Source organism: Paenibacillus rhizoryzae, from assembly GCF_059686995.1.
Genome location: NZ_JCAALT010000002.1, coordinates 239,867 through 262,921, shown reverse-complemented (window position 1 = coordinate 262,921; position 23,055 = coordinate 239,867). Strand labels below are relative to the sequence as shown.

26 protein-coding genes are annotated in these 23,055 nt (G+C 49.7%); 20 read left to right on the top strand and 6 right to left on the bottom strand.

The genetic code is table 11. The features are described from left to right. Positions 1 to 24: 24 nt before the first annotated feature. From AC6ESO_RS06495 to AC6ESO_RS06455, 9 genes are all read left to right on the top strand, one after another. Positions 25 to 777 carry a Cof-type HAD-IIB family hydrolase gene (locus AC6ESO_RS06495; protein ID WP_497090670.1) on the top strand — a complete coding sequence of 251 codons (753 nt, stop codon included), beginning with the start codon at positions 25 to 27 and terminating at the stop codon, positions 775 to 777. Between the two features lie 7 nt (positions 778 to 784). Continuing rightward, positions 785 to 1,261 (top strand): DUF456 family protein, encoded by a 477-nt coding sequence (locus AC6ESO_RS06490; RefSeq protein WP_494818383.1) that lies wholly within the window; start codon positions 785 to 787, stop codon positions 1,259 to 1,261. A 19-nt stretch (positions 1,262 to 1,280) separates the two neighbouring features. Continuing rightward, on the top strand, positions 1,281 to 2,003 hold the full coding sequence (locus tag AC6ESO_RS06485) for a ThuA domain-containing protein (RefSeq protein WP_497090669.1): 723 nt from the start codon (positions 1,281 to 1,283) through the stop codon (positions 2,001 to 2,003). Positions 2,004 to 2,024: 21 nt separating this feature from the next. Beyond that, positions 2,025 to 3,668, top strand: a complete 1,644-nt coding sequence (locus AC6ESO_RS06480) for a putative polysaccharide biosynthesis protein (protein ID WP_497090668.1) — start codon at positions 2,025 to 2,027, stop codon at positions 3,666 to 3,668. A 119-nt stretch (positions 3,669 to 3,787) separates the two neighbouring features. Continuing rightward, a complete protein-coding gene (locus AC6ESO_RS06475) occupies positions 3,788 to 5,422 on the top strand; it encodes a copper amine oxidase N-terminal domain-containing protein (protein WP_497090667.1) in 1,635 nt (544 codons plus the stop codon). A gap of 80 nt (positions 5,423 to 5,502) precedes the next feature. Continuing rightward, the gene (locus AC6ESO_RS06470; RefSeq protein WP_497091064.1) at positions 5,503 to 5,853 is read left to right on the top strand and encodes a thioredoxin family protein; all 351 of its coding nucleotides are present in this window, start codon (positions 5,503 to 5,505) and stop codon (positions 5,851 to 5,853) included. 160 nt (positions 5,854 to 6,013) lie between these two features. Then, positions 6,014 to 6,931 carry a COX15/CtaA family protein gene (locus tag AC6ESO_RS06465; RefSeq protein ID WP_497090666.1) on the top strand — a complete coding sequence of 306 codons (918 nt, stop codon included), beginning with the start codon at positions 6,014 to 6,016 and terminating at the stop codon, positions 6,929 to 6,931. 53 nt (positions 6,932 to 6,984) lie between these two features. Continuing rightward, on the top strand, positions 6,985 to 7,689 hold the full coding sequence (locus AC6ESO_RS06460; protein ID WP_497090665.1) for a Cthe_2314 family HEPN domain-containing protein: 705 nt from the start codon (positions 6,985 to 6,987) through the stop codon (positions 7,687 to 7,689). Between the two features lie 27 nt (positions 7,690 to 7,716). After that, positions 7,717 to 8,505 (top strand): SDR family oxidoreductase, encoded by a 789-nt coding sequence (locus tag AC6ESO_RS06455; RefSeq protein ID WP_497091063.1) that lies wholly within the window; start codon positions 7,717 to 7,719, stop codon positions 8,503 to 8,505. A gap of 86 nt (positions 8,506 to 8,591) precedes the next feature. On the opposite strand, the gene AC6ESO_RS06450 is transcribed toward AC6ESO_RS06455, so the two are convergent. Then, complete coding sequence (locus AC6ESO_RS06450) at positions 8,592 to 8,837, bottom strand: NifU family protein (protein ID WP_090578360.1); 246 nt, start codon at positions 8,835 to 8,837, stop codon at positions 8,592 to 8,594. A 90-nt stretch (positions 8,838 to 8,927) separates the two neighbouring features. Here AC6ESO_RS06450 and AC6ESO_RS06445 point away from each other — a divergent pair, with 90 nt between their 5' ends. Beyond that, a complete protein-coding gene (locus AC6ESO_RS06445; RefSeq protein ID WP_090984765.1) occupies positions 8,928 to 9,200 on the top strand; it encodes a YuzB family protein in 273 nt (90 codons plus the stop codon). 35 nt (positions 9,201 to 9,235) lie between these two features. Here the strand turns inward: AC6ESO_RS06445 and AC6ESO_RS06440 are convergent, their stop codons facing one another. Both AC6ESO_RS06440 and mqnE read right to left on the bottom strand, forming a co-directional pair. Further along, positions 9,236 to 10,303 (bottom strand): NAD(P)/FAD-dependent oxidoreductase, encoded by a 1,068-nt coding sequence (locus AC6ESO_RS06440; protein ID WP_497091062.1) that lies wholly within the window; start codon positions 10,301 to 10,303, stop codon positions 9,236 to 9,238. A 159-nt stretch (positions 10,304 to 10,462) separates the two neighbouring features. Then, on the bottom strand, positions 10,463 to 11,566 hold the full coding sequence (gene mqnE, locus AC6ESO_RS06435; RefSeq protein ID WP_091221114.1) for an aminofutalosine synthase MqnE: 1,104 nt from the start codon (positions 11,564 to 11,566) through the stop codon (positions 10,463 to 10,465). A gap of 287 nt (positions 11,567 to 11,853) precedes the next feature. Between mqnE and trhA the strand changes: the two genes are divergently transcribed. Continuing rightward, complete coding sequence (trhA, locus tag AC6ESO_RS06430) at positions 11,854 to 12,498, top strand: PAQR family membrane homeostasis protein TrhA (RefSeq protein ID WP_497090664.1); 645 nt, start codon at positions 11,854 to 11,856, stop codon at positions 12,496 to 12,498. A gap of 111 nt (positions 12,499 to 12,609) precedes the next feature. Continuing rightward, entirely contained in the window at positions 12,610 to 12,972 is a 363-nt protein-coding gene (erpA, locus tag AC6ESO_RS06425) for an iron-sulfur cluster insertion protein ErpA (RefSeq protein WP_494818390.1), read from the top strand. A gap of 78 nt (positions 12,973 to 13,050) precedes the next feature. On the opposite strand, the gene AC6ESO_RS06420 is transcribed toward erpA, so the two are convergent. Beyond that, complete coding sequence (locus AC6ESO_RS06420; protein ID WP_497090663.1) at positions 13,051 to 13,995, bottom strand: aldo/keto reductase; 945 nt, start codon at positions 13,993 to 13,995, stop codon at positions 13,051 to 13,053. A 182-nt stretch (positions 13,996 to 14,177) separates the two neighbouring features. Here AC6ESO_RS06420 and AC6ESO_RS06415 point away from each other — a divergent pair, with 182 nt between their 5' ends. The 3 genes from AC6ESO_RS06415 (at position 14,178) to sda (ending at position 16,025) form a co-directional block, all read left to right on the top strand. Further along, positions 14,178 to 14,708, top strand: coding sequence for an accessory gene regulator B family protein (locus AC6ESO_RS06415; protein WP_497090662.1), 531 nt, complete (start codon positions 14,178 to 14,180; stop codon positions 14,706 to 14,708). A 243-nt stretch (positions 14,709 to 14,951) separates the two neighbouring features. After that, positions 14,952 to 15,626 (top strand): YheC/YheD family protein, encoded by a 675-nt coding sequence (locus AC6ESO_RS06410; RefSeq protein ID WP_494818393.1) that lies wholly within the window; start codon positions 14,952 to 14,954, stop codon positions 15,624 to 15,626. 255 nt (positions 15,627 to 15,881) lie between these two features. Continuing rightward, entirely contained in the window at positions 15,882 to 16,025 is a 144-nt protein-coding gene (gene sda, locus AC6ESO_RS06405; RefSeq protein WP_497090661.1) for a sporulation histidine kinase inhibitor Sda, read from the top strand. Positions 16,026 to 16,386: 361 nt separating this feature from the next. Here sda and AC6ESO_RS06400 read toward each other — a convergent pair whose 3' ends face one another. Next, positions 16,387 to 17,388 carry an NAD(P)/FAD-dependent oxidoreductase gene (locus AC6ESO_RS06400; protein ID WP_497090660.1) on the bottom strand — a complete coding sequence of 334 codons (1,002 nt, stop codon included), beginning with the start codon at positions 17,386 to 17,388 and terminating at the stop codon, positions 16,387 to 16,389. 340 nt (positions 17,389 to 17,728) lie between these two features. Between AC6ESO_RS06400 and AC6ESO_RS06395 the strand changes: the two genes are divergently transcribed. Both AC6ESO_RS06395 and AC6ESO_RS06390 read left to right on the top strand, forming a co-directional pair. Beyond that, positions 17,729 to 18,922, top strand: coding sequence for an NAD(P)/FAD-dependent oxidoreductase (locus tag AC6ESO_RS06395; RefSeq protein ID WP_091221094.1), 1,194 nt, complete (start codon positions 17,729 to 17,731; stop codon positions 18,920 to 18,922). After that, complete coding sequence (locus tag AC6ESO_RS06390) at positions 18,922 to 19,176, top strand: hypothetical protein (RefSeq protein ID WP_091221092.1); 255 nt, start codon at positions 18,922 to 18,924, stop codon at positions 19,174 to 19,176. Before AC6ESO_RS06395 ends, AC6ESO_RS06390 begins: the two co-directional genes overlap by 1 nt. A 51-nt stretch (positions 19,177 to 19,227) precedes the next feature. Here AC6ESO_RS06390 and hemQ read toward each other — a convergent pair whose 3' ends face one another. Next, positions 19,228 to 19,974, bottom strand: coding sequence for a hydrogen peroxide-dependent heme synthase (hemQ, locus tag AC6ESO_RS06385; protein WP_497090659.1), 747 nt, complete (start codon positions 19,972 to 19,974; stop codon positions 19,228 to 19,230). A 156-nt stretch (positions 19,975 to 20,130) separates the two neighbouring features. Between hemQ and AC6ESO_RS06380 the strand changes: the two genes are divergently transcribed. The 3 genes from AC6ESO_RS06380 (at position 20,131) to AC6ESO_RS06370 (ending at position 23,040) form a co-directional block, all read left to right on the top strand. Continuing rightward, entirely contained in the window at positions 20,131 to 20,436 is a 306-nt protein-coding gene (locus AC6ESO_RS06380) for a YuiB family protein (protein WP_494818397.1), read from the top strand. 92 nt (positions 20,437 to 20,528) lie between these two features. Beyond that, positions 20,529 to 21,404, top strand: a complete 876-nt coding sequence (locus AC6ESO_RS06375; RefSeq protein ID WP_497090658.1) for an alpha/beta fold hydrolase — start codon at positions 20,529 to 20,531, stop codon at positions 21,402 to 21,404. A gap of 112 nt (positions 21,405 to 21,516) precedes the next feature. After that, on the top strand, positions 21,517 to 23,040 hold the full coding sequence (locus AC6ESO_RS06370; protein WP_497091061.1) for a replication initiation and membrane attachment family protein: 1,524 nt from the start codon (positions 21,517 to 21,519) through the stop codon (positions 23,038 to 23,040). The last annotated feature ends 15 nt before the right edge of the window (positions 23,041 to 23,055 follow it).

Genomic DNA, 23,055 nt, shown 5'->3' with positions numbered 1-23,055 from the left:
AGTTCGTTTTATAGGGAGGGCTTCATGGGAACAATCAAGCTAGTCGCACTCGATATGGATGGAACATTGCTTAACGATCGGCAAGAGATTAGCAGTGAGAATGCGAAATGGATTCACAAAGCGCTGGATGCCGGCGTTACCGTTTGTTTTGCGACCGGACGAGGCTTTCCGAGCGCGCTGCCTTATGCAGAGCAGCTGAAATTGGATACACCGATGATTACGGTGAACGGTGGGGAAATTTGGAAACGTCCGCATGTGCTTCATAAACGTACCTTGATGTCGGCATCTACGTTGAAGCGGCTTCATCAGGAAGCATTGAAGTATCCGGAATGCTGGTATTGGGCCTATTCCACAATGGGCATCTACAATAAGGAACAGTGGATCGACCCAGCCGGCGATTATGAGAACCATCATTGGCTGAAATTCGGTTATCATACCGAGGACGCGGCGACGCGCGAAGCCATTCTGAGAGAGACTTCAAGCTGGGGCGGGCTGGAGATTACGAATTCCTCGCCGTGGAATCTGGAGATGAATCCGGAAGGGGTATCGAAGGCTTCTGCCATTCGTGAACTGTGCACGCTGCTTGGCATCGACATGTCGCAAGTAGCGGCGATGGGCGACAGCTTAAACGATATCGCAATGATTCGAGCGGTCGGTTTAGGTGTTGCGATGGGCAATGCGCAGGATGAGGTCAAGGCAGCGGCGGATATCGTAACGGTGCATCATAATGAGGATGCGGTTGCGCGCGTGATTCAGGACTATGTGCTGAGGGGATGAGTACAGCATGGAGATAGCCGGTTGGATCTTAGTTATCATCTTGTTTGTGATTGGTATGGCCGGAGCCATTTATCCGATTCTGCCGGGTGCGCTTGCGATCTACGCGGCATTCTTCGTTTATGGCTTCTTTATCTCGTTCTCTCCGTTTGGGTTCTGGTTCTGGACGATCCAGTCGTTGATTGTCATTGCGCTGTTCATAGCGGATTATGCCGTCAGTGCTTGGGGCGTCAAGAAGTATGGAGGCTCCAGAGCCTCGGTTATTGGCAGTACGATCGGACTGATCGTCGGTCCATTCGTCATTCCGGCCTTTGGTATTATTCTTGGACCGCTGCTCGGCGCAGTAATCGGTGAGCTGTTTACCGGCGCGAAAGTGGACAAGGCTCTCAAAGCGGGACTTGGTGCGGTGGTTGGGTTGTTTTCCAGCATGGTCGCCAAATTTATTATGCAAGCGGCTATGATTATTATTTTTTTCATTTGGATCTAATTAGAGGAGGCAGACGAAGTTGATTAAAGTTACAGTATGGAATGAGTTTATGCATGAGAAAACGAATGAGGCCGTTATTAAGGTTTATCCGGATGGGATTCACCAAGCTATTAAAGCAGGTATCGGCACGGATGGTTTCGAAGTAGCGACAGCTACATTGGAACAGCCTGAGCACGGTTTGACTGAGGAAGTGCTAGCGAATACAGACGTTCTGATCTGGTGGGGCCACATGGCTCACGATAAAGTAGAAGACGAGATCGTTGAGCGTGTACATAAACGCGTTATGAATGGCATGGGGCTGATCGTGCTTCACTCCGGTCACTTCTCCAAGATCTTCAAGAAGCTTATGGGTACAGGCTGCGACCTGAAATGGCGCGAAGCGGATGAGAAAGAGCGCATTTGGACGGTGAACCCGGCTCACCCGATCGCAGCAGGCATTCCGGAGTATTTCGAAATGGAGCGCGAAGAAATGTACGGCGAGCACTTCGACATTCCGCAGCCGGATGATCTGGTATTCGTCAGCTGGTTCGAAGGCGGCGAAGTATTCCGCAGCGGCTGCACATGGCACCGCGGCCAAGGTAAAGTGTTCTACTTCCGTCCCGGTCACGAGACGTACCCAACATACTACAACGAAAATGTTCTTCAAGTCATCAAGAACGGGATCCGCTGGGCAGCGCCATCGAATGCGGCAGCGCCGGTCCGTGGTCACCATCAACCGCTTGAAGTTATTAAAGCGAAATAATGTTTGCGGTCAGGAGAACAAATGGTTAAAAAAGATTCTTTAATCAAAGGGACTATCATCCTCGCAGCGGCAGCGCTGGTCGCCCGGTTTCTTGGGATCTTCCAGCGTATTCCGCTGGATTATATGACAGACAGTCAAGGCGGCGGTTACTTTACCGTCGCTAATAATATTTATTTAATGCTTCTTATAGTAGCAACCGGAGGCATCCCAAGCGCAATCAGCAAAATGGTCTCGGAGCGTTACGCACAGGGGCGTCCGGATGATGCGAAGCGGATCTACAAAGCGGCGCTCTTATTCGGTTCGATTACCGGTGTAGTGATCACGGTGCTGCTCATTGTGTTTGCGCCGTTCTATGCGACGCATATCGCTGAGAATCCGGGCGCTGATCTGGCTGTTCGCGCCATCGCACCTGCACTGCTGTTCTTCCCGATCATTGCGATGATGCGAGGCTACTTCCAAGGTCGTCAGCTTATGGCAGCCGGGGGCATCTCTCAAATCATCGAGCAGGTTCTTCGTGTTATTACGGGGATCGGACTAGCTTATATCGTACTGGCTTGGGGCTGGGGACAGAGCTGGGTTGCCGCTGCAGTGACATTCGGCAGCGTGTTCGGCAGTCTGGGCGCTTTCTGCGTGATGCTGTATTACGCAAGGAAGCTGCGCAGACATGATGCGCTTGAGAAAGCCGCGGCTCCTGTGGCGGGGTCGAGCTCGGCTGCTCAGCCGGGTCGTACATCGCTTTCATTCAAGAAGATCTATAAGGAAATGTTCCGAATATCAGTGCCGATCGTCATTACCTCGATGACGGTGCAGTTTATTTATGCCTTTGACTCCTCGTTATTCATGAAGCTGACGCACGGGTATTACAACGTCGCCGACGCGCGTCAAACGCTGGATTGGCTTGGGTTAAAGGCGCAGGCACTGGCAGGCATTCCCCCGATTCTGGCGATAGCGCTAAGCCAGTCGATGATTCCGGTCATATCCGCCGCGTATTCGGTGCGTAATATGACGGAGGTGGAGCGTCAGGCATCACTCGTTATGCGTATCGTAGTCTTTACAGGCGTGCCTGTTGCGCTCATTATGACTATCGCCGCTACGTCAATTAACGGCTTGCTCTTTGCTAGTACGGGCGGTAGCTTGGCTATTGCAGCTCTGACGGCAGGCACGATTTTCCAAATTACGATGATGACGAGCAATACCATTCTAACGAGCATGAACAAGCCGCACATGCCGATGCGCCATGCCTTGATCGGTATCGTCGTGAAGGTTGCGACGAGCCTGGCTCTGGCGCCGTTCATGGGTGTTTACGGTTTGATCCTGTCATCCACGATCTGCTTTATGACAATCGCATCGCTCAATTTCCGCGCGATCCGCAAGGAAATTACGCTCTCTATTCTCGGACAGCGTTGGACTGGCTATGCCATTACGATTGTTGCGGCATCCGGGATAGGCTGGCTCATCGATTATTTATGCAGGCACTATATCAGCGGCATCCCGGCTAAACTGACCTTTTTGATTTCCTGCATCGCTGCAGGAGGCATTTCGTTCGGACTTTATGTCGCGCTGCTTGTGCTGCTCCGTGTCGTGAAGGCCGAAGATGTAAGGCAGTTCCCAGGTCCGCTGCGCAAGCTGTTAAACCCGCTGATGCGAGTAGCGTCGCGTTCCTAAGCCGCTGGATTGTTATTCCCACAACTTCCTCTTCATGGTAAAATTGACCTTAGTCTTTTTTACCTTGGAGAGGAGTTTTTTTATTGAAGAAGTGGCCTAGGTTGTGGAGAAATTCATGCTTGCTGCTATTATCGCTTCTCGTATTGGTTATGGCCGGATGTCAGGCTCTAGGCGGCGTGGATTTCAATGCCATGCTGAAGCAGTCTTTGAAGGTTACCTCGTATGAAGGCAGTCAGACGGTGGAGTTCAAGCTGCTGTTGAAGGAAAATGCGCTGGAGGATGCTACGGGCGAAGAGAAGGCCGTGCTTGACTTGCTGTCTTCGATCAAGCTGCAGCTTGATCATGTGATGATGGCACAGGCCGGTGCCATGTCCGTTACGGGTAAGTTGTCGCTAGGGGAGAAGTCCATTGCATTTAACGCTCAGATGGATGACAAGCTAACGGTGATTGACCTTGAAGGGGCAAAACATCCGATTGTAGTACATATGGCTAACCTAACTAATCCGGCTGTTCCGGCGGACAAAGCTGAACCTGATACGGGTATGGAATCGCAGCTGACGGAAACCGTTAAGCAGATGATGGATGTCGCAGGCGACTACGCCATTCACAATTTGCCGAATCCGAAGCATCTATCCGTCAATGTCGGGCAAGCGCAGGTCGCCGGCGAAACCGTGAGCGGCATGAACATTCATGCGGAGCTGACAGGCCTAGAGCTGTGGGATTGGGCCAAATCCTACGTTGAAGCGCTCCTTAGTGACAAAGCAGGGCTGAAAGAAATGCTCACCCAAATGCTTGAGCTCGTTCAAAGTCAAAGTGAAGCCCTGAAATCTACCGGTGCAGAGAGCGTATTCGGTTCGCTGCCAGATGAAGAGATCGATGGGGAGAGCGTTCAGGAAGCGACCGACAGTGTAGTGGAAATGCTCACAGAACTGAAGGATGAAATCGCAAAGACGGAGATGAACGAACAAGAGCAGCTCAATCAGATCTTTACCAAAGACACGTATGTGAAAGGCGATCTGTTTATAGACAGCAAGCTCGATATTCGCAAGTCGGTGATCGAGGCATCGATTAAACCGGATCTTGCAGCTTTAGAAGCGGCTGATAAGGCAGATCAGGAAGCTGCAGAGTCAGCAGTCGGAGCTGATAACGGAGAGGAAATGTTTGCTGACGTTCATATTGGAGAGCTGGAAAAGTCCGCTCCAATAGAAGGCATATGGCTCAAAGTGACATCGGATCGCTGGAATGTGAACGGCAGCGTGACTCCGGATAAGCCGGTTGCACCTCGGCTTTCGATCGATGGCGAGCGACTGATGGAGATGGAGGGTTACGAGGTGCTGCGCACACTCGAGCCGGATTCCGTCTTATACAGCCTCCTCCGCGACCAAGGGCATATGAATAAACAAACAATCAGGATGTATGCCGAGTACAGTGCGAATCCGCCGATTATAACGCCTGACGGCATAACGCTGATTCCGCTTCGCCAAACCGTTAATGGATGGCATGCAAGTATTCGGAAGGAAGCAGGCACACTAGTTGTATACGATGATGCCACCGGCTCAACGCTAGGGATGAAAACGGGCAGCGGGAGTGTTAAAGTAAACGGTAAGGACGTGACTTGGAGCTTTCCGCCAACGGTCATCAATGGTGTCACCTATGTGCCGGCACGCGATTTCGCGAAGGCACTCGGCGGAACGCTGCAATGGAGTTCAGACGACTATGAAGATGACTATCTGATCATTTCGCGCGAGCTATAACAGTTAGTTTGTAGTTTGCTTGAAGTTTCGAAGGCGATGAGTAATGAAGGCTTTAACTTTGAAAGGAGTACGGAATGACTATGCAGATGATTACAACGGAACAAGCTTTTCGAGATGCCGTTATCCGCGAAGATCTCGTAACGGTTGCTGTTTTCAAGACGACCTGGTGCAAGGATTGCCATTATATTGAGCCATTTATGCCGGAAATCGAGAGCAGCTATGGGGACCGCATTCAATTTCTGCAAATTGACCGCGATGATTTGCCGGATCTTTGCAGCGAACTGAACATTCTCGGCATTCCAAGCTTTATCGCGTTCAAGAAAGGGCAGGAGCTAGTTCGTTTCGTGAGCAAGCTTCGCAAGTCTCGAGAGGAAATTGAGCAGTTCCTGGATCGTGCCGTACAAGTGGCCGAAGCACTTCCAAGTTCATAACGAAACCCCGGGTCCGGGAAGCCCGCGATGTGTCCAAATCGGCGCAGAGCGGGCTTTTCTGCCTTGGAGTGAGGGCTGCCTGTGTTCACAGTTTGAACATGGTATTTGCCATCATAGTTCGTTATAATTGGAGGTGATTCTTTCCGGAAGTTAGGTGGACATGTTGAATTCTAACCGATATCGTGCACTTGCTATTGTAACGTGCATAGGGATGTTTTTGGTGTTGATTGCCGGCGCGCTTGTGACGAATACAGACTCCGGTCGCGGCTGTGGAACGGATTGGCCGCTTTGTAACGGCAAATTTATACCGGCGTATACGATCGAATCGTTAATCGAATATTCGCATCGATTGATTAGCGGCGGCATCGGCTTGCTTGTGCTTGCAACATTTATTGCAACGCTGAAGTGGTACCGCAATTACAAAGAGCCGATTATTTATGCGTCAGGCTCAGGTTTTTTCACCCTGTTGCAGGCTTTGCTCGGCGCTGCTGCGGTCGTATGGCCGACGACGCCTGCCGTTCTGGCTCTTCACTTCGGGTTCTCCATTATGGCGTTTATGTTTACGATGCTTCTCCTCTTATGGACAGGGAGGATGAAGAGAGGCGAGCTGACGGACAAGCCTGCCGCTCGCGTACCGCAATCCGTGTTTTACTTGTCATTGGCTATACTTATTTACAGCTATTTCGTTATTTACTTAGGTGCCTTCATTAGGCATACGGATTCAGCCGGCGGCTGTATTGGATGGCCGCTTTGCAACGGCGACCTTGTTCCTGATATGGAGGGTGCCACACGGTACGTCTTCATTCACCGCGTTGCTGCTGCATTGCTGTTTGTTTTGATTACATGGTTAATGGTACATGTGAAGCGGGTCGCAAGCAGCAACCAAGCGCTTCGCAGTACGGCAGTGCTTGCATTCGTGCTTGTCGTCAGCCAAGTATTGAGCGGTGCGTTGCTTACGGAGACGATCGGCAATGAAGATTGGTTTGTGTTCACAAGCATACTGCACAATATCATCATATCGATCTTGTTCGGGATACTGTGCGACTTTATGATTCGTGCGTGGAAGTGGCGCGAATGACGGGGATAATGCATTTCTAAGAAGACAAGTTGTAACTTCGGGAGGACTGCCTAATGCTTAGAATGCTGTTTGGTGAACCGCCGCGTGTCTTGGATGGAAAGATGCTTGAAACCGTGCAGGCGATGGAGCAGTACGCTGCAGCGCTTCATAAGCTGATTGAGCAGAGTCATGATGAGAATCACAAACTTCGCAAATACGAAATTTACACGCTTGGTCTTATTTCTTCGCTGGATGAGCTTGAGCAAAGTCAATATGCAGCCCGCAAATTCAGCGCCATGATTACATCCGCTTCCTATTCGGATATGTCGCCGGAAGAGCAGATGAACTATCACCGCTACGTGTATTTTGACAAGAACGCCTTCATCCGGCTGTTCTCGCTGCTGGATAAGCTGGGGACGCTGATGAACGACTATCTGGGCTTGCAAACGGAACGCGTTAAGCCTCATTTCTCGTATTTTACCGTCTTGCGTACGATGGTGCAGCGGAACGCGCATTCAGAGCTTGCGCTGCCTCTTTACGAGCTCAAGGAGCTTACGAAGCCGACGATGAACCGAATCCGCAAACGGCGGAATACGGAGATCCATTTCATGAATTCGGAAATGCAGGATGATTTAAGACAAAGCCATGATTCATATTCGGACCCGCACCAACTGGAGAATATTACTCAGCAAATGAGTGATCTGGATGAAATGATGGATATGGTGCTGGACACACTTAAGCTGACCTTTCACCATGCTTATCGCCAGATGAGAAAATGATCGGAACTTGGGAGGGTGCCCATGGAGCTGAAAGGACGAACGGCTTTAATTACAGGCAGTGCAAAGGGTTTAGGCAAAATGACAGCCATCTCGCTCGCTCAAATGGGCTGCGACATCGTGCTGAACTATAAATCAAGCGAGCGGGAGGCGCTCCAGCTCGCAGAGGAAATCACGCAGCAATTCAGCGTGCGTGCAACCGCTATCGGTGCTGACATCGCCGTTCAAGGCGACGTAGCGCGCTTGGCGGCAGAAGCGCAGGCTTGGTCGCAAACCGGCAGCATTGATATTCTGATCAATAACGCGGGCCCATTCATTCGAGAGCGACGCTTGTTCGCGGATTATACCGCAGAAGAAGTGATTGGCTTAGTCAACGGCAATTTACTTGGCGTGATGCTGCTCGATCACCATTTGCTCGCAGGGATGCGCAATCGGCAGTGGGGACGAATCATTCACTTTGGCTTCGGTCATGCCGGAGAAGGCCGCGCATGGCCTCACAGGGCCGTCTACGCGTCGGCTAAGACGGGTCTTGTGTCCTTTACGAAGACGCTCGCTGTCGAAGAAGCAGGCAACGGCATTACGGTTCACATGGTTTGCCCGGGCGATATACGCGGCGTGAACAAGGAGCGGACAATCGCAGAGGTTGCCGGGGAGCAAGATGACGAGTCGCCGAGAGGGCGTCCCGGAAGCGGAGAGGATGTCGCCCGCGTCATTACGTTCTTATGTTTACCGCAATCGGATTATTTGACAGGGAACATCGTCGATGTCACCGGCGGCTTTGATCCGATCAAAACCTCCATTAAAACTTCATCCAACTAAAACAAAAGAGTCTTGCCATAACCGCCTAACAGGCTGGATACTGGCAAGACTCTTTATTGTAAATAATGGGTGAAGAGGTTAAGAGATTAGAATACTTGCATAACCTCTTGTACGCCTTCGACTTCTTCAAGCAGAGCGCGTTCAATCCCTGCTTTAAGTGTAATTGTCGAGCTTGGGCAGCTGCCGCAAGCACCCACCAAACGAAGTTTCACGATGCCGTCCTCTACGTCGACGAGTTCAACGTCGCCGCCGTCGCGCTGCAAGAACGGGCGCAGCTTGTCAAGAACATCCAAAACTTCATCGTACATTGTGCTTTGTGCATTTTCACTCATTGCAATCCACTCCTTTCTCCCCTATTATAGTACAAAGCAGAGCAATTGAAAATGGATATCAACCACTCAAGGCTAGGTGAACGAATAAAAATGTTAAAAACTATGATTGAATTTTGTGCTAGCAATATGCACCATGGCACCGACCGACTCATGAAAAAGCTAGAGGAAAATCCGGATTATGATGTCATCGAGTACGGATGCCTGGGCAATTGCGGCGAATGTTATTTGGCTCCATTTGGTCTCGTGAATGGCGAGATCATCGCCGGCGAAACCATTGAAGAGCTGGAAGAGCTAATGATGAAGGCCATTGTCAAGCAACAAGCTGACCGTGAAGCATTAGATCGACTTATCGATGATATGTAACCCATACTATTAGTTAGGTTCCATATCTTACTAGTTTAGCCGAAATGATGCTTCGACATCCATAAGACACCGCTCTTTAGAACACGCGGTACGCGGCCCATCAGCGGCGTACGGCCCATGAGACCGAAGCCGGCTTTCTTACCGAGCGAGCCAAGAACGCCTTTAAGCTTGATTTTGCCGAGCTTAGGTGTCTTGCCGCTCCAGATCGCCTGCATGACTTCTGCGACTTGCTTGCCTTGTCCTTCAGCGGCTTGTGCGCTTGGGGAGAACGGCAGGGAGGCGCAGTCGCCGACTATGAATACATCGTTGTAATCCGGCAGCTGGTGGTGCTCATTAATGATAAGACGACCTTGGGCGTCTTTAGGCAGGTTCATGCGCTGAACAAGCGCTACGGGTTGAATACCCGCTGTCCAAACCGTTACATCGGACAGAATAGGGCTTGGATTGTTCTGATCAAACAAGCAGCCTTCTTCAAGCTTATGCAAGGAGACATGTCCCCGCATTTCCACTTCATGCTCGATAAACCACGAAGAAACATATTCCTGCAGCTTACCAGGGAATGCAGACAGAATGCTCGGTCCGCGATCGATAATGCGGATGTTGAGGTCAGGACGACCTTCGCGCAGCTCGGATGCTACTTCTACGCCGCTCAAACCACCGCCAACAATCGTTACTTGTCCGTATGGCTTCACATCGTTTAGGGCCAAATACGTTTTACGCGACCCGGAGAATGTCTGAATGCTGTTGGAGTACAGCTCCGCGCCATCAATGCCATGATATTTGTCCGTACAGCCAAGTGCTACTACGAGCCACTCGTATTCAAGCGGATCTTGACCGGCAAGCTGGATATGCTTTGCATCCAGATCGATATCGGTTACTTCGCCGTAAGTGACGATTAGACGTGGATCCGAAGGGAAGGCAACGCGCAGATCAATATCTGCAGCCGTTCCCGCAACTAAAGAATAATACTCCGTTTTCAACCCTTGAAACGGCATACGGTCAATAAGAACGACGATGGTGTCGTCCGGAAGTTCGCCCTCCAGCAAGGAATGGGCGACTGTAAGACCTCCATAACCGCCGCCAAGAATGACAAAACGCTTCATCAAAATCCCAACTTTCTTTGTGTGCATAAAAATCTTCTGCATTTCGTTAGTTATGCGGCGCCGGAAGCCGGCGTCCGCTGTTTGCTCTTACCCATAGTATACGCCTCTGCGACTTAAGCCATCAGTGCTTGTCTTATCCAAAGCTATGGCAATACCTGCTTATTCGAAAACCTTCACTTCGTTGTAGAACGTATCGCGTTCAACCGGAATACGGCCGGCACCTTTAATGAGCCAGATCAAATCTTCGCGTGTAATGCCTTCAGGCGTAAGCGCGCCTGCCGCATGGCTGATCCGTTCTTTCACCATTGTACCGTGCACGTCGGAAGCGCCCATTGTAAGCGCAACTTGCGTCAGCTGTGTGCCGATGTTGATGAAATACGCTTTAATATGCTGGAAATTATCAAGCAGCAGACGGCTGATCGCAATAGCCTTCAAATCGTCAAAGGCGGAGTTGCGGCGGCGGATGCTCGCTTTCGGGCTGATTGGCTGCATGGAGAGCGGGATGAACACTTGGAAACCGTTCGTCTCATCTTGAAGCTCACGAATTTGAAGCATATGGTTGACGCGATCTTCGGTTTTCTCGACAGATCCGTAGAGCATCGTCGTGTGCGTGCGCAGTCCAAGGTTATGTGCAGTGCGATGTACCTCAAGGTATTGGGAAACATCAGCTTTGTCTACACGCATTTTTTTGCGGTATTCATCAGACAGAATCTCAGCGCCGCCGCCGGTTAAGCTCTGTAGGCCGGCTTTCATCAGCTCTTGAATAACTTCTTTATAGCTCAAGCCGCTAATCCGCGAGAAAAAGTCGATTTCCGCAGCGGTATACGCTTTGAGCGCAACATTCGGGAAACGATCATGCAACGCTTGAAGCGAATCAACGTAGTATTGGAAAGGCACATGCGGATTATGGCCGCCGACGATATGGAATTCACGTACATCGGGATGGATATGCTTCTCCACATATTCAATCATTTGCGCGCCGGTAAGCGTGTAAGCACCTTCTTGTCCTTCATCTTTGCGGAAGTTGCAGAACGCACAATGAGCTTCACAAACATTTGTGAAGTAAAGGCTCATATTTTCGATAAAATAAACTTTCCGTCCGTTTTTCTTCAAGTTGACTTCGTTCGCCATTTGACCGATGGTGAGCAGATCGTCGGAACGATATAGAAATTCTCCATCTTCCCGAGTGAGACGTTCGCCAGCACGAACTTTCTCGACAATGGCTTGCATTCGTGTAGCATCTGTAGGTATTACGACATTCATAAGAGTATCCTCCCAGTCCGCCGGGCACTCATTTACAGGTCCGGTGTATAATGTATAAATTGAAAAAAAACAACATTGTGAAAAAAATTACTTACCCTAACTCCAAAAACCCCACACAAATAACTTCCCTTATTATAAACCTCATCATGAAGAGCGGCAACTATTAAGTCATGCCAGAGGACCTAATGGATGGAAGCAAGCGGAGGCGGTTTCCTTTTGATGTCGTGTAATATGGGTTACAATAGAGAGCAAGGATCAAAACAGTTCAATAAGAGTGAGGTGGTTTCATGGCGAATACATACACGTATTCACGTAGGGAAGAAGTGGCCAACGCGGTCACGCATGGCTTAGGTGCTGTATTAAGCGTGGCAGCGCTGGTGCTGCTAATCGTGTTTGCCGCTATTAAAGGAAATGCTTCGCATGTGGTCAGCTTTACGATTTACGGCTCCATGATGCTGCTGCTGTATATTTCGTCTACACTCGTCCATAGCTTTCCGGAAGGGAAAGCGAAGAACGTTTTTGAAATTATGGATCATTCCTGCATTTATTTGTTTATAGCCGGAACGTACACGCCGATCGTGCTTCATATTGTGCAAGGCGCAGCTGGTTGGACGCTATTCGGCATCGTATGGGGACTCGCATTGTGCGGCGTCGTGTTCAAGGCATTTTATGCGTCCAAGTTTCTATTCACGTCTACGCTGCTCTATATTGGAATGGGGTGGATTATCGTATTTGCTTGGGGGCCGCTTAAAGCGCATCTGGCGCCTGGCGGTTTGCAGCTTCTCATTATCGGCGGCGTGCTGTATACGGTAGGCACATTGTTCTATGTGTGGCGGAGCTTCAAGTATCATCATGCGGTATGGCATCTGTTTGTACTGGGCGGCTCGGTGCTGCATTTCTTCGCGATTCTGCTGTATGTGCTGCCTGCTTGAGCCTGCTCCAGCGTACGACAATAGGGTTGTACGTGTATTGAGTCCTTCAGCAAAGTGGAGTATACTATAAAATATATAGTGAGTTAATTGCAATATTACAGGAGGGATACCATGATTAATATAAGCGAGACTGCAAACGAGAAAATCAAGGAAATGCTGGAGGCTGAAGAGTCACCTGAGTTGTTCCTGCGCATTGGCGTTAAGGAAGGCGGCTGCAGCGGTTTCTCTTACGGCATGGGCTTTGACGATGAACTTAATGAAACAGACAAAACGATGGAGTTCAGCGGATTGAAGGTTGTCGTGGACGGCGACAGCATGAAATACTTGAACGGCCTTGAAATTGACTACAAAGAGTCCGCAATGGGCGGCGGCTTCACCATTAATAATCCGAACGCATCAGCAACATGCGGATGCGGCTCATCGTTCCGTACAGCAACGGATGCAGGCAAACCGGCTGAAGCCGGCGAGTGCTAATCGTTTTGATGAAAAGTAGAAACCTCCCGGGGATGGATCTCCGGGAGGTTTCTTTGTGTTCACATAGCATAGCGATAGCTAACCGACTGCAATAGCGCGAATCTCCGCCAAGACTGCGTCATCAAGCTCGACATCAATCGCCGGAAGGACGCTGAGAATATGGCTCGGCTTACGTACGCCGACTAGAGCGCTCGTGAGCGCAGGGTGCGCGAGATCATAAGCGACGGCAAGCTGCGGCAGCGAAATGTCATAGCGCGCCGCGATTACTTTGAGCTTCTCGGCTCTGTCCACGTTGCTGCGGAGACCCTCACCTGTATGCGCTTTGTTGCGCGAACGCCAATCGTCTTCGCCGAATTTGGTGTCATACGTATAGTTGCCGGACAGCAAGCCGGAAGTCAGTGGGCTGTATGCGACTACGCCGATGCCATTAGCTAAGCAGAATGGAAGCAGCTCTTGCTCGGCTGCCGGTCGCAAGATCGAATAGGGAGGCTGCAAAGAATCAACATGTCTAACCGTGAGCGAGCGTTCCAGCTGCTCCACATTGTAGTTGCTGACGCCGACATATCTGACTTTGCCATCCTGAACAAGCTTGTCCATCGCGCGCATCGTTTCTTCGGCTGTTACTTCGCTATCCGGCCAATGCATCTGATACAGATCAATATAATCCGTACCGAGCCGCTTCAGAGAGGCTTCCGCTTCCCGGATGACGGAATCGTATGCACCGCTCTTCGTAATTGTACCGGACTCATCCCAAACTAAGCCGCATTTTGTCGCGATAACCACTTTATCACGATCGCCGCGGAGCGCTTCGCCGAGTACGACCTCCGAGTGTCCAAGCCCATAAACGGCTGCGGTATCATAGAAATTAATGCCTGCGTCAAGTGCCGCGCGGATGCTTTCCACGGATTGAGCATCATCTTGATTGCCCCAAGCGCTCGCCCAGCCGGCGCCTCCGATTGCCCATGAGCCAAAACCGATTACGGAGATCTCAGGACCATTCTTGCCTAACTTACGATACTTCATCGTGGATTCACTCCTTCATTTGGGTTACGTTCCCATTATAATGAACCGGAAGCCAAGAAGAAAGAAATCAGCCGGATAGTGATTTTGCAGAAGAAGCTTCTCTGCTATACTAGTAGAAATTAGAAGTAAGAGAACAACCAGACCTACATCACATGCAACCCCTGCCCGAGAGGAACGTGAAGATGCTTCAGAAAACAGCCGCATCACTGCACGCCAAAATGACCGCGAGCGGGGCGGTAGCGCCGTCCATCCCTGTCATCGTTTATGCGCTTGAAATTATGTTCAACACCGTCTCCATTGCATCACTGGTACTCATTATTGGACTTGTGAGCGGTGAGCCGCTCAAGACAGCCGGGCTGTTAGTTGTATTTGCCATCATTCGTTTTATATCCGGCGGGTACCATCTGCCTACGAATGTCAGCTGCATTGTAGCTTCCACAATCGTACTGGCCGTACTTCCGCATGTCGCGATTCCGGAGATATGGATGTATGGACTTACAGCGGTTTCACTCGTGATGATGGCCGTGTTTGCGCCAGCAAACTACGACAAATATGCGACAATATCGCCCAAATATTATCCGCTTATGAAGGTGATCGCTTGTCTGATTGTGGCATCGAATTTCTGGTTCGGTTCGGAGATGCTGGCTCTCGCATTTGCGGTGCAATCCTGTTTCCTACCATTTAAAAGCAAGCAGCTGGAAGAAGAGTCCTAAGCGGCTCTCCATAAAGAACTGCAGTCAAACACCCGGTAAGACGTGCTTATAACGTCAATACCGGGTGTTTTTCGTGCGGCAAATGTCTCCCCGTTCATTGCCCGGGCAATACTGGGCACGATTTCTGCTCTATCAGCCTATTAAATAAGGCGAGTTGACCCTAACAATCATCCAAGAGATAGATGTCTGCGAGGCATATGCTGTCAACTATAGAACAGATGTAAGAAAGGATGGGATTAGTGAATGGTAACGGAACAGGGCAGACAGTTGGCGAGCAAATGGGCGAAAACGGAGGCGTTGTTGTCGCATAGTCGTATTGCGCCGCATATTCCTCCAACACGCATGTTCTCGAAAGTGAATTTAAACAGCATGCTGCAATCTCATGGCATGGTCGTAATCAAGCCGGTATGCGGCGCCGGCGGCAACGGCGTTATAAAAGTGTCCAAAGAAGCGGGTACCTACAAGTATACCTACTATTCCAAAACAAGCCGTTTCAGCACATTCAATGGTATGTATCAGTCTTTGCTTTCGAAGAAGAGCTCCCGCCGCTATTTGATTCAGAAAGGAATTAGTTTGGCTACCATCAGCGGCAGACCGATTGATTACCGTGTCAAATACGTGAAGCAGGCAACAGGGCAATGGGCGATTACGGCAATCGTTGGGCGCTTAGCCAAACCTGGCTTATTCGTGACGAATATATGCCGAGGCGGTACTTTGCTTAGCGGTTCTGAGGGAATCAGAAGATCATTCTCCAGCGGCGCGGTTGTTTCCAAAAAGCGCGAAATGCGGCTGCTCACTCAACTTTCCACGGAGGTGCTCGAAGGCCGGTTTCCGGGAATTGGGCAGCTAGGCTTCGATTTCGGCATTGATCGAAACGGGAAAATCTGGATTTTCGAAGTGAATACGAGGCCTCAATAGTAGTTAACCGGATTTAATATAATAGATTAATAGGTTGATAGAGTATCATTAAAGTTTTTTATCAAAAGTGGTTTTTGTCGGGCTGTGTATAACCGTATCCACAATATCCTCATCGGTATTTCCTCATTATTCGACGATTACCCACATCTTACCAACATGCTGTCCACATGTGTTTGTGGATAATCGGAACGCTTGTTCCTTCCTATTTGGACATGCTAAGATGAATTTGGAATAAAGAGGGAAGGAGTGGAGGATATGGATCAGCTGTCAGACGACCTTTTGCTCGATGCCTACAACGCAGCACACAAGTTCGAATTGGATCCGGAATTTATTTTTTTGCTGAGCGCGGAGCTGAAACGCAGACAACTTAATCCGGAAAATTACCGCAATACTGCCTAGAACTCGTCCCCGATTCAGTGCCACTTAGAAACAAAAACTTCAAACGTCTTCGCACAGTTTGAGCAATATACGATATGTCCGCAGCTCTGTTCCGATTGTGACAATGAAGGAATCGTCTCGTTATTTGTATACGTGTCAGGCTGATAAGGTGCGTAGGGACCGGCAAAGTCTTCTAGCCGACCATAATCATCAGTTTGTAGGGAGCAAACCGGACAGATAGCCGTAAGCTGCTCCAAGCCATTGCAGATGGGACATAACATAGATAAGGGTACCCTCCTTTGCCATTGCGACGTAAATCAGCATGTCAGGCTAAAGACTAGGATACCCTTTTTTGATTTGTAATACGTGTAGAAATTCGAGGTTACAGCTTCATATTGCTGCTGTGTCCAGGTGAGAGTTTAGCGGAAGGATCTACATAAACCTTGGCATTGTTAATGGCTGTCGGCGCTTCGCCGAAACCAACGGCAATAAGCTTCAGCTTCCCCGGATACGTAGTGACGTCGCCTGCGGCGAATACGCCGGGGATACTCGTTTCCATGCGCGAGTCAACAACGATGGAGCCGTTATCGATTTCAAGCCCCCACTCGGCAATAGGGCCAAGGGAAGAGACGAATCCATAGTTAACGATGAGAGCATCAACTACGGCTAGTTCTGTGAATTCGGAAGTTTTGACGTGCTGCAATGTCATGCGCTCGATGTGGTGTGTGCCATGCAGGGAGGTAATTTCATATGGTGTTAATACGCGGACAGTAGAGTGCAATAAATTCTCGACGCTGTGCTCATGAGCTCTGAATTTATCTCTGCGATGCACAAGCGTAACACTTGCAGCAATCGGCTCGAGCATCAGCGACCAATCAACGGCCGAATCGCCGCCGCCGGTGACGACTACATGCTTGCCTTGGAATTGGTTCAAATCGCTGATGAAATAATGCAAATTTTTCTTCTCATATTGGGCTGCTTGCTCTAAATCCAGTCTGCGGGGCTCGAATGCGCCGACGCCGGCAGTAATAATAACAGCTTTGGCAAAATGCGAGGTTTTGTCCGTCACGATCTCGAAAGAGCGTTCATCATGCTTGATCACGTTGACGACTTTCTCTTCCAGGTGAATGTCCGGCTTGAACAGTTCCATCTGTTTCTTCAATTGCTCCACAAGCTCGCCTGCGGTTACTTTCGGAAATCCAGCCACATCATATATATGCTTCTCCGGGTATAGCGCGGCTAGTTGGCCTCCCAATTGAGGCATGCTTTCAATGATCTTTACTGAGGCCTGGCGCATACCGCCATAGAACGAAGCAAACATACCGGTAGGACCGCCGCCGATAATCGCGATATCGACATGCGGGGGATTAGCTGAGTTGGACACAGTTGACACCTCCAAAAAGGTAACAAAATGAACGAGCGCATGCTGCCTTACACTTGGATGAATCTTCTTGTACATTATATCTGTTCGACAAGCTATGAGGAAATAAGAAAATTGGGAAATTGGATGTTATTCTAAATATTTTCGTATAAATTACCCTTGAACTTTAGTGAAAAAGTTTGTAATATGTGAGGTATTAGTATTCGATTTGTCGAAAATAGACACGGACTATTCATAAAAGTAGGCTAAGGGTCACACACTAACATTATTCATTGTCTGTGTTTGTGTAATTTTTCACAAAGTCTGTAAAGAAAAAGAAAATACGAATGGATGGGATCCTGCGATGAGCAACATACCGAAAATTGTTATTCTTGGTGCCGGTTACGGCGGTATCTTGACAGCACTGCGTCTTCAAAAAGAACTGAACTACAATGAAGCAGATGTTACGCTTGTAAACAAGCATGACTACCACTACTTCACAACACATTTGCACATGCCTGCAGCGGGTACGGACAAAACCGAAAACGCGCGCGTGAGCATCTCCAAGCTGATTGACGAATTCAAAATCGATTTCGTTAAATCGACTGTTGTTCAAATCCGCACCCAAGACAAGAAGGTAATTCTTGAAGACGGTACGCTCTCCTACGATTACCTTGTAATCGGCCTTGGCGGCGAGCCGGAAACGTTCGGAATTCCAGGTATGCTTGAGCATGCAATGAATATTCGCAGCATTAACTCCGTTCGTCTAATCCGCGAACACATTGAGTACCAATTTGCACGTTACAAACGCGAACCACACCGCACAGATTACCTTACTTTTGTTGTTGGCGGCGCCGGCTTCACAGGTATCGAGTTTGTGGGCGAGCTTGCTGATCGTCTTCCAGAGCTTTGCAAGCAAAACGACGTGGATCCTTCGCTTGTTAAACTATATAACATTGAAGCTGCTCCAACTGCGCTTCCAGGTTTCGATCCGGAGCTCGTTGAGTACGCTATGCAAGTATTGACGAAGAAAGGCGTTACATTCCGCATCGGAACAGCGATCAAAGAATGTACGCCTGAGGGCGTAATCGTTGGCGACAACGAAGAAATCAAAGCAGCAACTGTCATTTGGGCAGCCGGTGTGCGCGGTAACCGCTTGATCGAAGAAGCAGGCATCGAAACGATGCGCGGACGCGTTAAAGTGGATGAGTCGCTTCGCGTACCGGGCCACGAGAACATCTACGTTGTTGGTGACAACTCCCTGATGTTCAACCCAGAAGGCCGTCCGTTCCCGCCAACTGCACAAATCGCTATGCAACAAGGCGTAACTTGCGCACACAACCTGGTGGCTTCGATTCGTAACCAACCGCTTAAGAAATTCGAGTTCAAGAACAAAGGTACAGTTGCATCCCTTGGTAAAGGCGAAGCAGTTGGTCTTGCATTCGGCAAGAAATACAAAGGCGGCGTAGCTGCATTGCTTAAGAAAGCAATTGACGTTCGTTACCTATACATTATCGGTGGCATTCCGCTGGTACTTCGCAAAGGTAAATTCCTGTAATGCGACACTGCAGCGTGCAGGTTCGTGGTTTGCTGACGCGCGATGAACTGGATCGGTACAACGCGCTGATGGAAGTCGGCTCCTTCTTGGAGTCGCAGAACCGTTACGACTTGGCATATACGGTGCAGAAGGAAGTCGATATTCTCATTTTGCCGGGGATTGAACGGCTTAAGGAGAAGGGCAGGGAGCGCGACCGTCAGACGGAAGCGTATCTCGAAGCGAAGCGTCTTCTCGAAGAAGACGACGAAGACTAAACAAATAAAGCGGATGAGGCGTCCTGAGACGTTTCATCCGCTTTTTGTAATTTAAATGGCGAACAGCGCTTGCAGCTTCTCTTCTGTCATTCGGTTGCCGACATAGAAGTCGCCGAAATCACCGAAGCGCGCACTAACTTCATCGAAGCGCATTTCATAAACGAGCTTCTTAAACTGCAGGGCATCTTCCGCGAACAGCGTAACGCCCCACTCCCAGTTGTCGAACCCGACGGAACCGGTAATGATTTGTTTGACTTTGCCTGCATAGGTGCGTCCGATCATCCCGTGGCTGCGCATCATCGTGCGGCGCTCGTCCATGCTGAGCATGTACCAGTTGTCGTTGCCTTCGCGGCGTTTGTTCATCGGGTAGAAGCAGATATGGTTCCATTTTGGCAGAATCGGTTTCAGTCTAGCCAGAATTTCCGGATTTTGCATCGGGTCTGTGCCTGCAGGCGCCATATAGTTGCTCAGTTCCACAACGCTGACATAAGAATGAGCCGGAACCGTGAATTGCGCAAAGGTTGTTTTATTGAATGCATTCTCAATGGCGTTAAGTTCTTCCAGCGTTTCGCGCAGATGCATCATGACGAAATCCGCCTTCTGGCCAACGATGGAATAGAATGCCGTGCTGCCTTGTTTATTATCTTCAATCGTTTGCCATTCGCTAAGGAAGGATTGAAGCTCGTCCAGTGCAATGGCGCGTTCGCCCTCGTCCGCAAGCTTCCAAGCTGTCCAATCTATCGAGCGAAAATCGTGCAAGGCGTACCAGCCTTCGAGCGTTTGTGCTGCTTCACTCATTATGATCTCTCCCTGTCATTTATCTTTGTCGTTTACATTGTATCGTAACGCAGCAAAAGAGAGCAAATGACGGACTTGTGACAACACGCCCGAATGAATTGACTTCGGATGTGCCATCTACTACACTATTCGTAGCGAAAGGGGCAGACGACTCGGATGAACGGTGACGTTAATATTTTACAGCTGGTAATTGCAACAGTATTGTTTTTTGTCATGATGTTTGGAATCGGATTTATTCTGAATATGCTGCTGAAAACAACATTTTTCCCGATCTACTTATTTATTCTCGTACTCGTTCCTATTTTTATTTGGCAAACCTGGGACGATGCGAAGAGCGTATCAGGCAATTTCACATCGTTTACTTTTGTAGATATTTTGCCCGCGATCGGTGCGCTGATCGGCGCTTATGTGAGTGGTGCGACCATCCGTGCGCTGCGCAAAGGCGGATACAAAATGTTCTAACATGAAACATCAAACGGCATGGCCATACTAAGGAAAATTCGCAAGCAGCATGTACCTATTTATGCTGACAACGAAAGCCGAGGTGTTGCGCTATGCCGTTTTTGAATATTGGCGATACCGCACTGCATTATCATCAAGACGGTTCCGGGCGAACGCCTATCTTATGCCTGCATCCGCCATGCCTGACCAGCCGTCTGTTTACAACTGTTCAAGAGAAATTAACTTCGAGTACCAACCTAATCCGCTTCGATATTCGCGGTCATGGATACAGCGAGGCGGGAAGCGGGAAGCTGACACTGGCCTTAATAGCAGAGGATATGAGAAGGCTGCTCGATGGACTTGGCGTAAAGCAAGCGTATGTGTGCTCCTATGGAGCTGGCTCGTTCCCGGCTCTGACGGCTTTGCTCGCTTATCCTGACCGCTTCTTGGGCGGGATGATCGTTTCCGGTGCTACCGCTTATACGGATATTGTTACGCGTTCTAAGCTGCAGGCTGCCTTTATCTCCAGCATTCTGACTCCGAAGGGACCGATTGCCTTCAAAGCAGCTTGGTCGGAAGCGGGAACCAAGTCCTCTTTCGAAGAGCTGCATTCGGAAGCGAAGCTGGGCGACTCCGCGAAGTGGCGGGAATATACGGCGGCTTGTTTGGACAGTTCCTTACAGAAGCGGCTTACTCAGCTGAAGCAGCCTGTTCTGGTCTTGTATGGTACAGGCGACAAGACGGGGCAGAATTATGCTGCCGTTCTTCAGCGCAGATTGCCAAACAGCGAGCTGTACGGCATCATCGGGGCAGGGAGGCAGCTGTTAATGAAGGAGCCTGTTACGACAGCTTTCGTGATGACACAGTGGCTGGCGAAACAGGAGCATCCTGAAATCGCCGATACGTTCGAAGAGCGAGAAGCCTTGCTGGATGAGCTGATTAGCAAAGGTGTCCAAGAAGGGACAGCCAATACGACCGCACACCATTAGATTTGCGAAAGTTCCCTCAAGCGGGGGAATTTTCTTTTTTCTGTGCCTCAAATGCAGGCCTCTTTTATGGTAAACTAGTAGGAAGAATAAAAGGCGGATGGAGTCAAATGAGATGCGGATCGGCAATTTGCACCACTTTACAGAGCATCATCGATGCTACATCTTTCGCGATTTTTCACTAAGTGCTGTTGATCGGAAAATGGTCGGATTGATCTATCAATCTATGATCGGCGCGTTCGCGGCAGGTTTCTATCAATTTCTATATCAGCAGGTGCCTGACGATCGGGTCGGTTATTCTCCGCTAGAACCGCAGCGCAAACTGCTGCTGGGGCTTGGGCTTGAAATGAATGAACGCGGCAGGCAGGACCTTGTTAATCAAGCTTCTAAGCTGGAAGCGGTTGGCCTTCTGCAGGTATCGAGACTTGGTGTACCGGACAATGACGATGTCGTTTATGAATATGAGCTAGTGAAGCCATTATCGCCGGATGAATTTTTCGGAAGTCCCCATTTGACATTACTGCTTCGCGATAAAGTTGGTAAGCATTCCGTTATAGCCTTGAGGGAATCCTTCTATGCGAAGGAATCGGATGAGCTTGCCAGCGTGGAGCTGCAGCGCGATAATATAACCGTACCTTTTTATGAGCTGTTCCGATTGAATACGCAGGGCATTGATTTGGAGCTTGAACAGGCACTGACAGAGGTTGCACCGGCAAGACAGCCTGCACCGAAGCCGCAGCTGGAAACGGCAGGTATCGGGTATGGCGATATCATCATGCGGTTCCCGCGCAATGCGGCGAACAGACATCATGTCGAGCGGCTGCGCGGTGATCATGAAACGGTTGCCCAGTTGAATTATGTAGCGTATAAATACAATTTAACCGTTGTTGATTTAGTCCGGCTGCTTGATGAAGACAATGTATTCTCCAGCAAAGGCGAGCTCCTTATCGATGAGCTTCAGCTGCGGGCGAATCAGATGTACCGTCAAGATCGGAAACGCACCGATGAGCGGCAGCGATTATATGGACGAGTTGCTGCCGCGAAAGCGGAGAACAGCTCGGAAGACAACGGAGATGAGCCGCCGGATGAAGTGGCCGTACAGGCGGAGCACTATATGGAGGTTCCAACGCAGCTGGCCGGACGCTGCGATATCCATCAGTACAATATGCTGATGCGGAATGAGCCGCATACGCGCTTTATATCACGCTTTTTCCCGGGCGCTGTCCCGGAGTGGCTAATTCGGGAATTTGAGAAAATTGATCTTAATTATCGTCTTCAAGGCTCTGTTATTAACGTACTCATTCATTATGTACTTGGTCTTAACGATGCGCAGCGTGTTACGAAAACTTATATCGACGCCGTTGCGTCCAACATGCTTGTTAAAGGGATCGATTCGTTCGAGAAAGCGGTCGGCTATGTACGTGAGCAGGTGAAGCTCGAGAGCGAGAAGGAACGCCGCCGCGACGGCGTGCAGCAGGCTCCGAGAGGGAATACGGGAGGCGGCTCCGGCGCACCGCGCGGACGCCGTAAACCGGCAATTCCAATCATGCCCGAAGCGCCAAGCGGAGCGAAGCTCTCGGCGGAGGAGATGGAGGAAATCCGGCGAATGGCTCGCAAGCTGGATGGGAAAACGACGTAATTGAGGTGAAGGTTT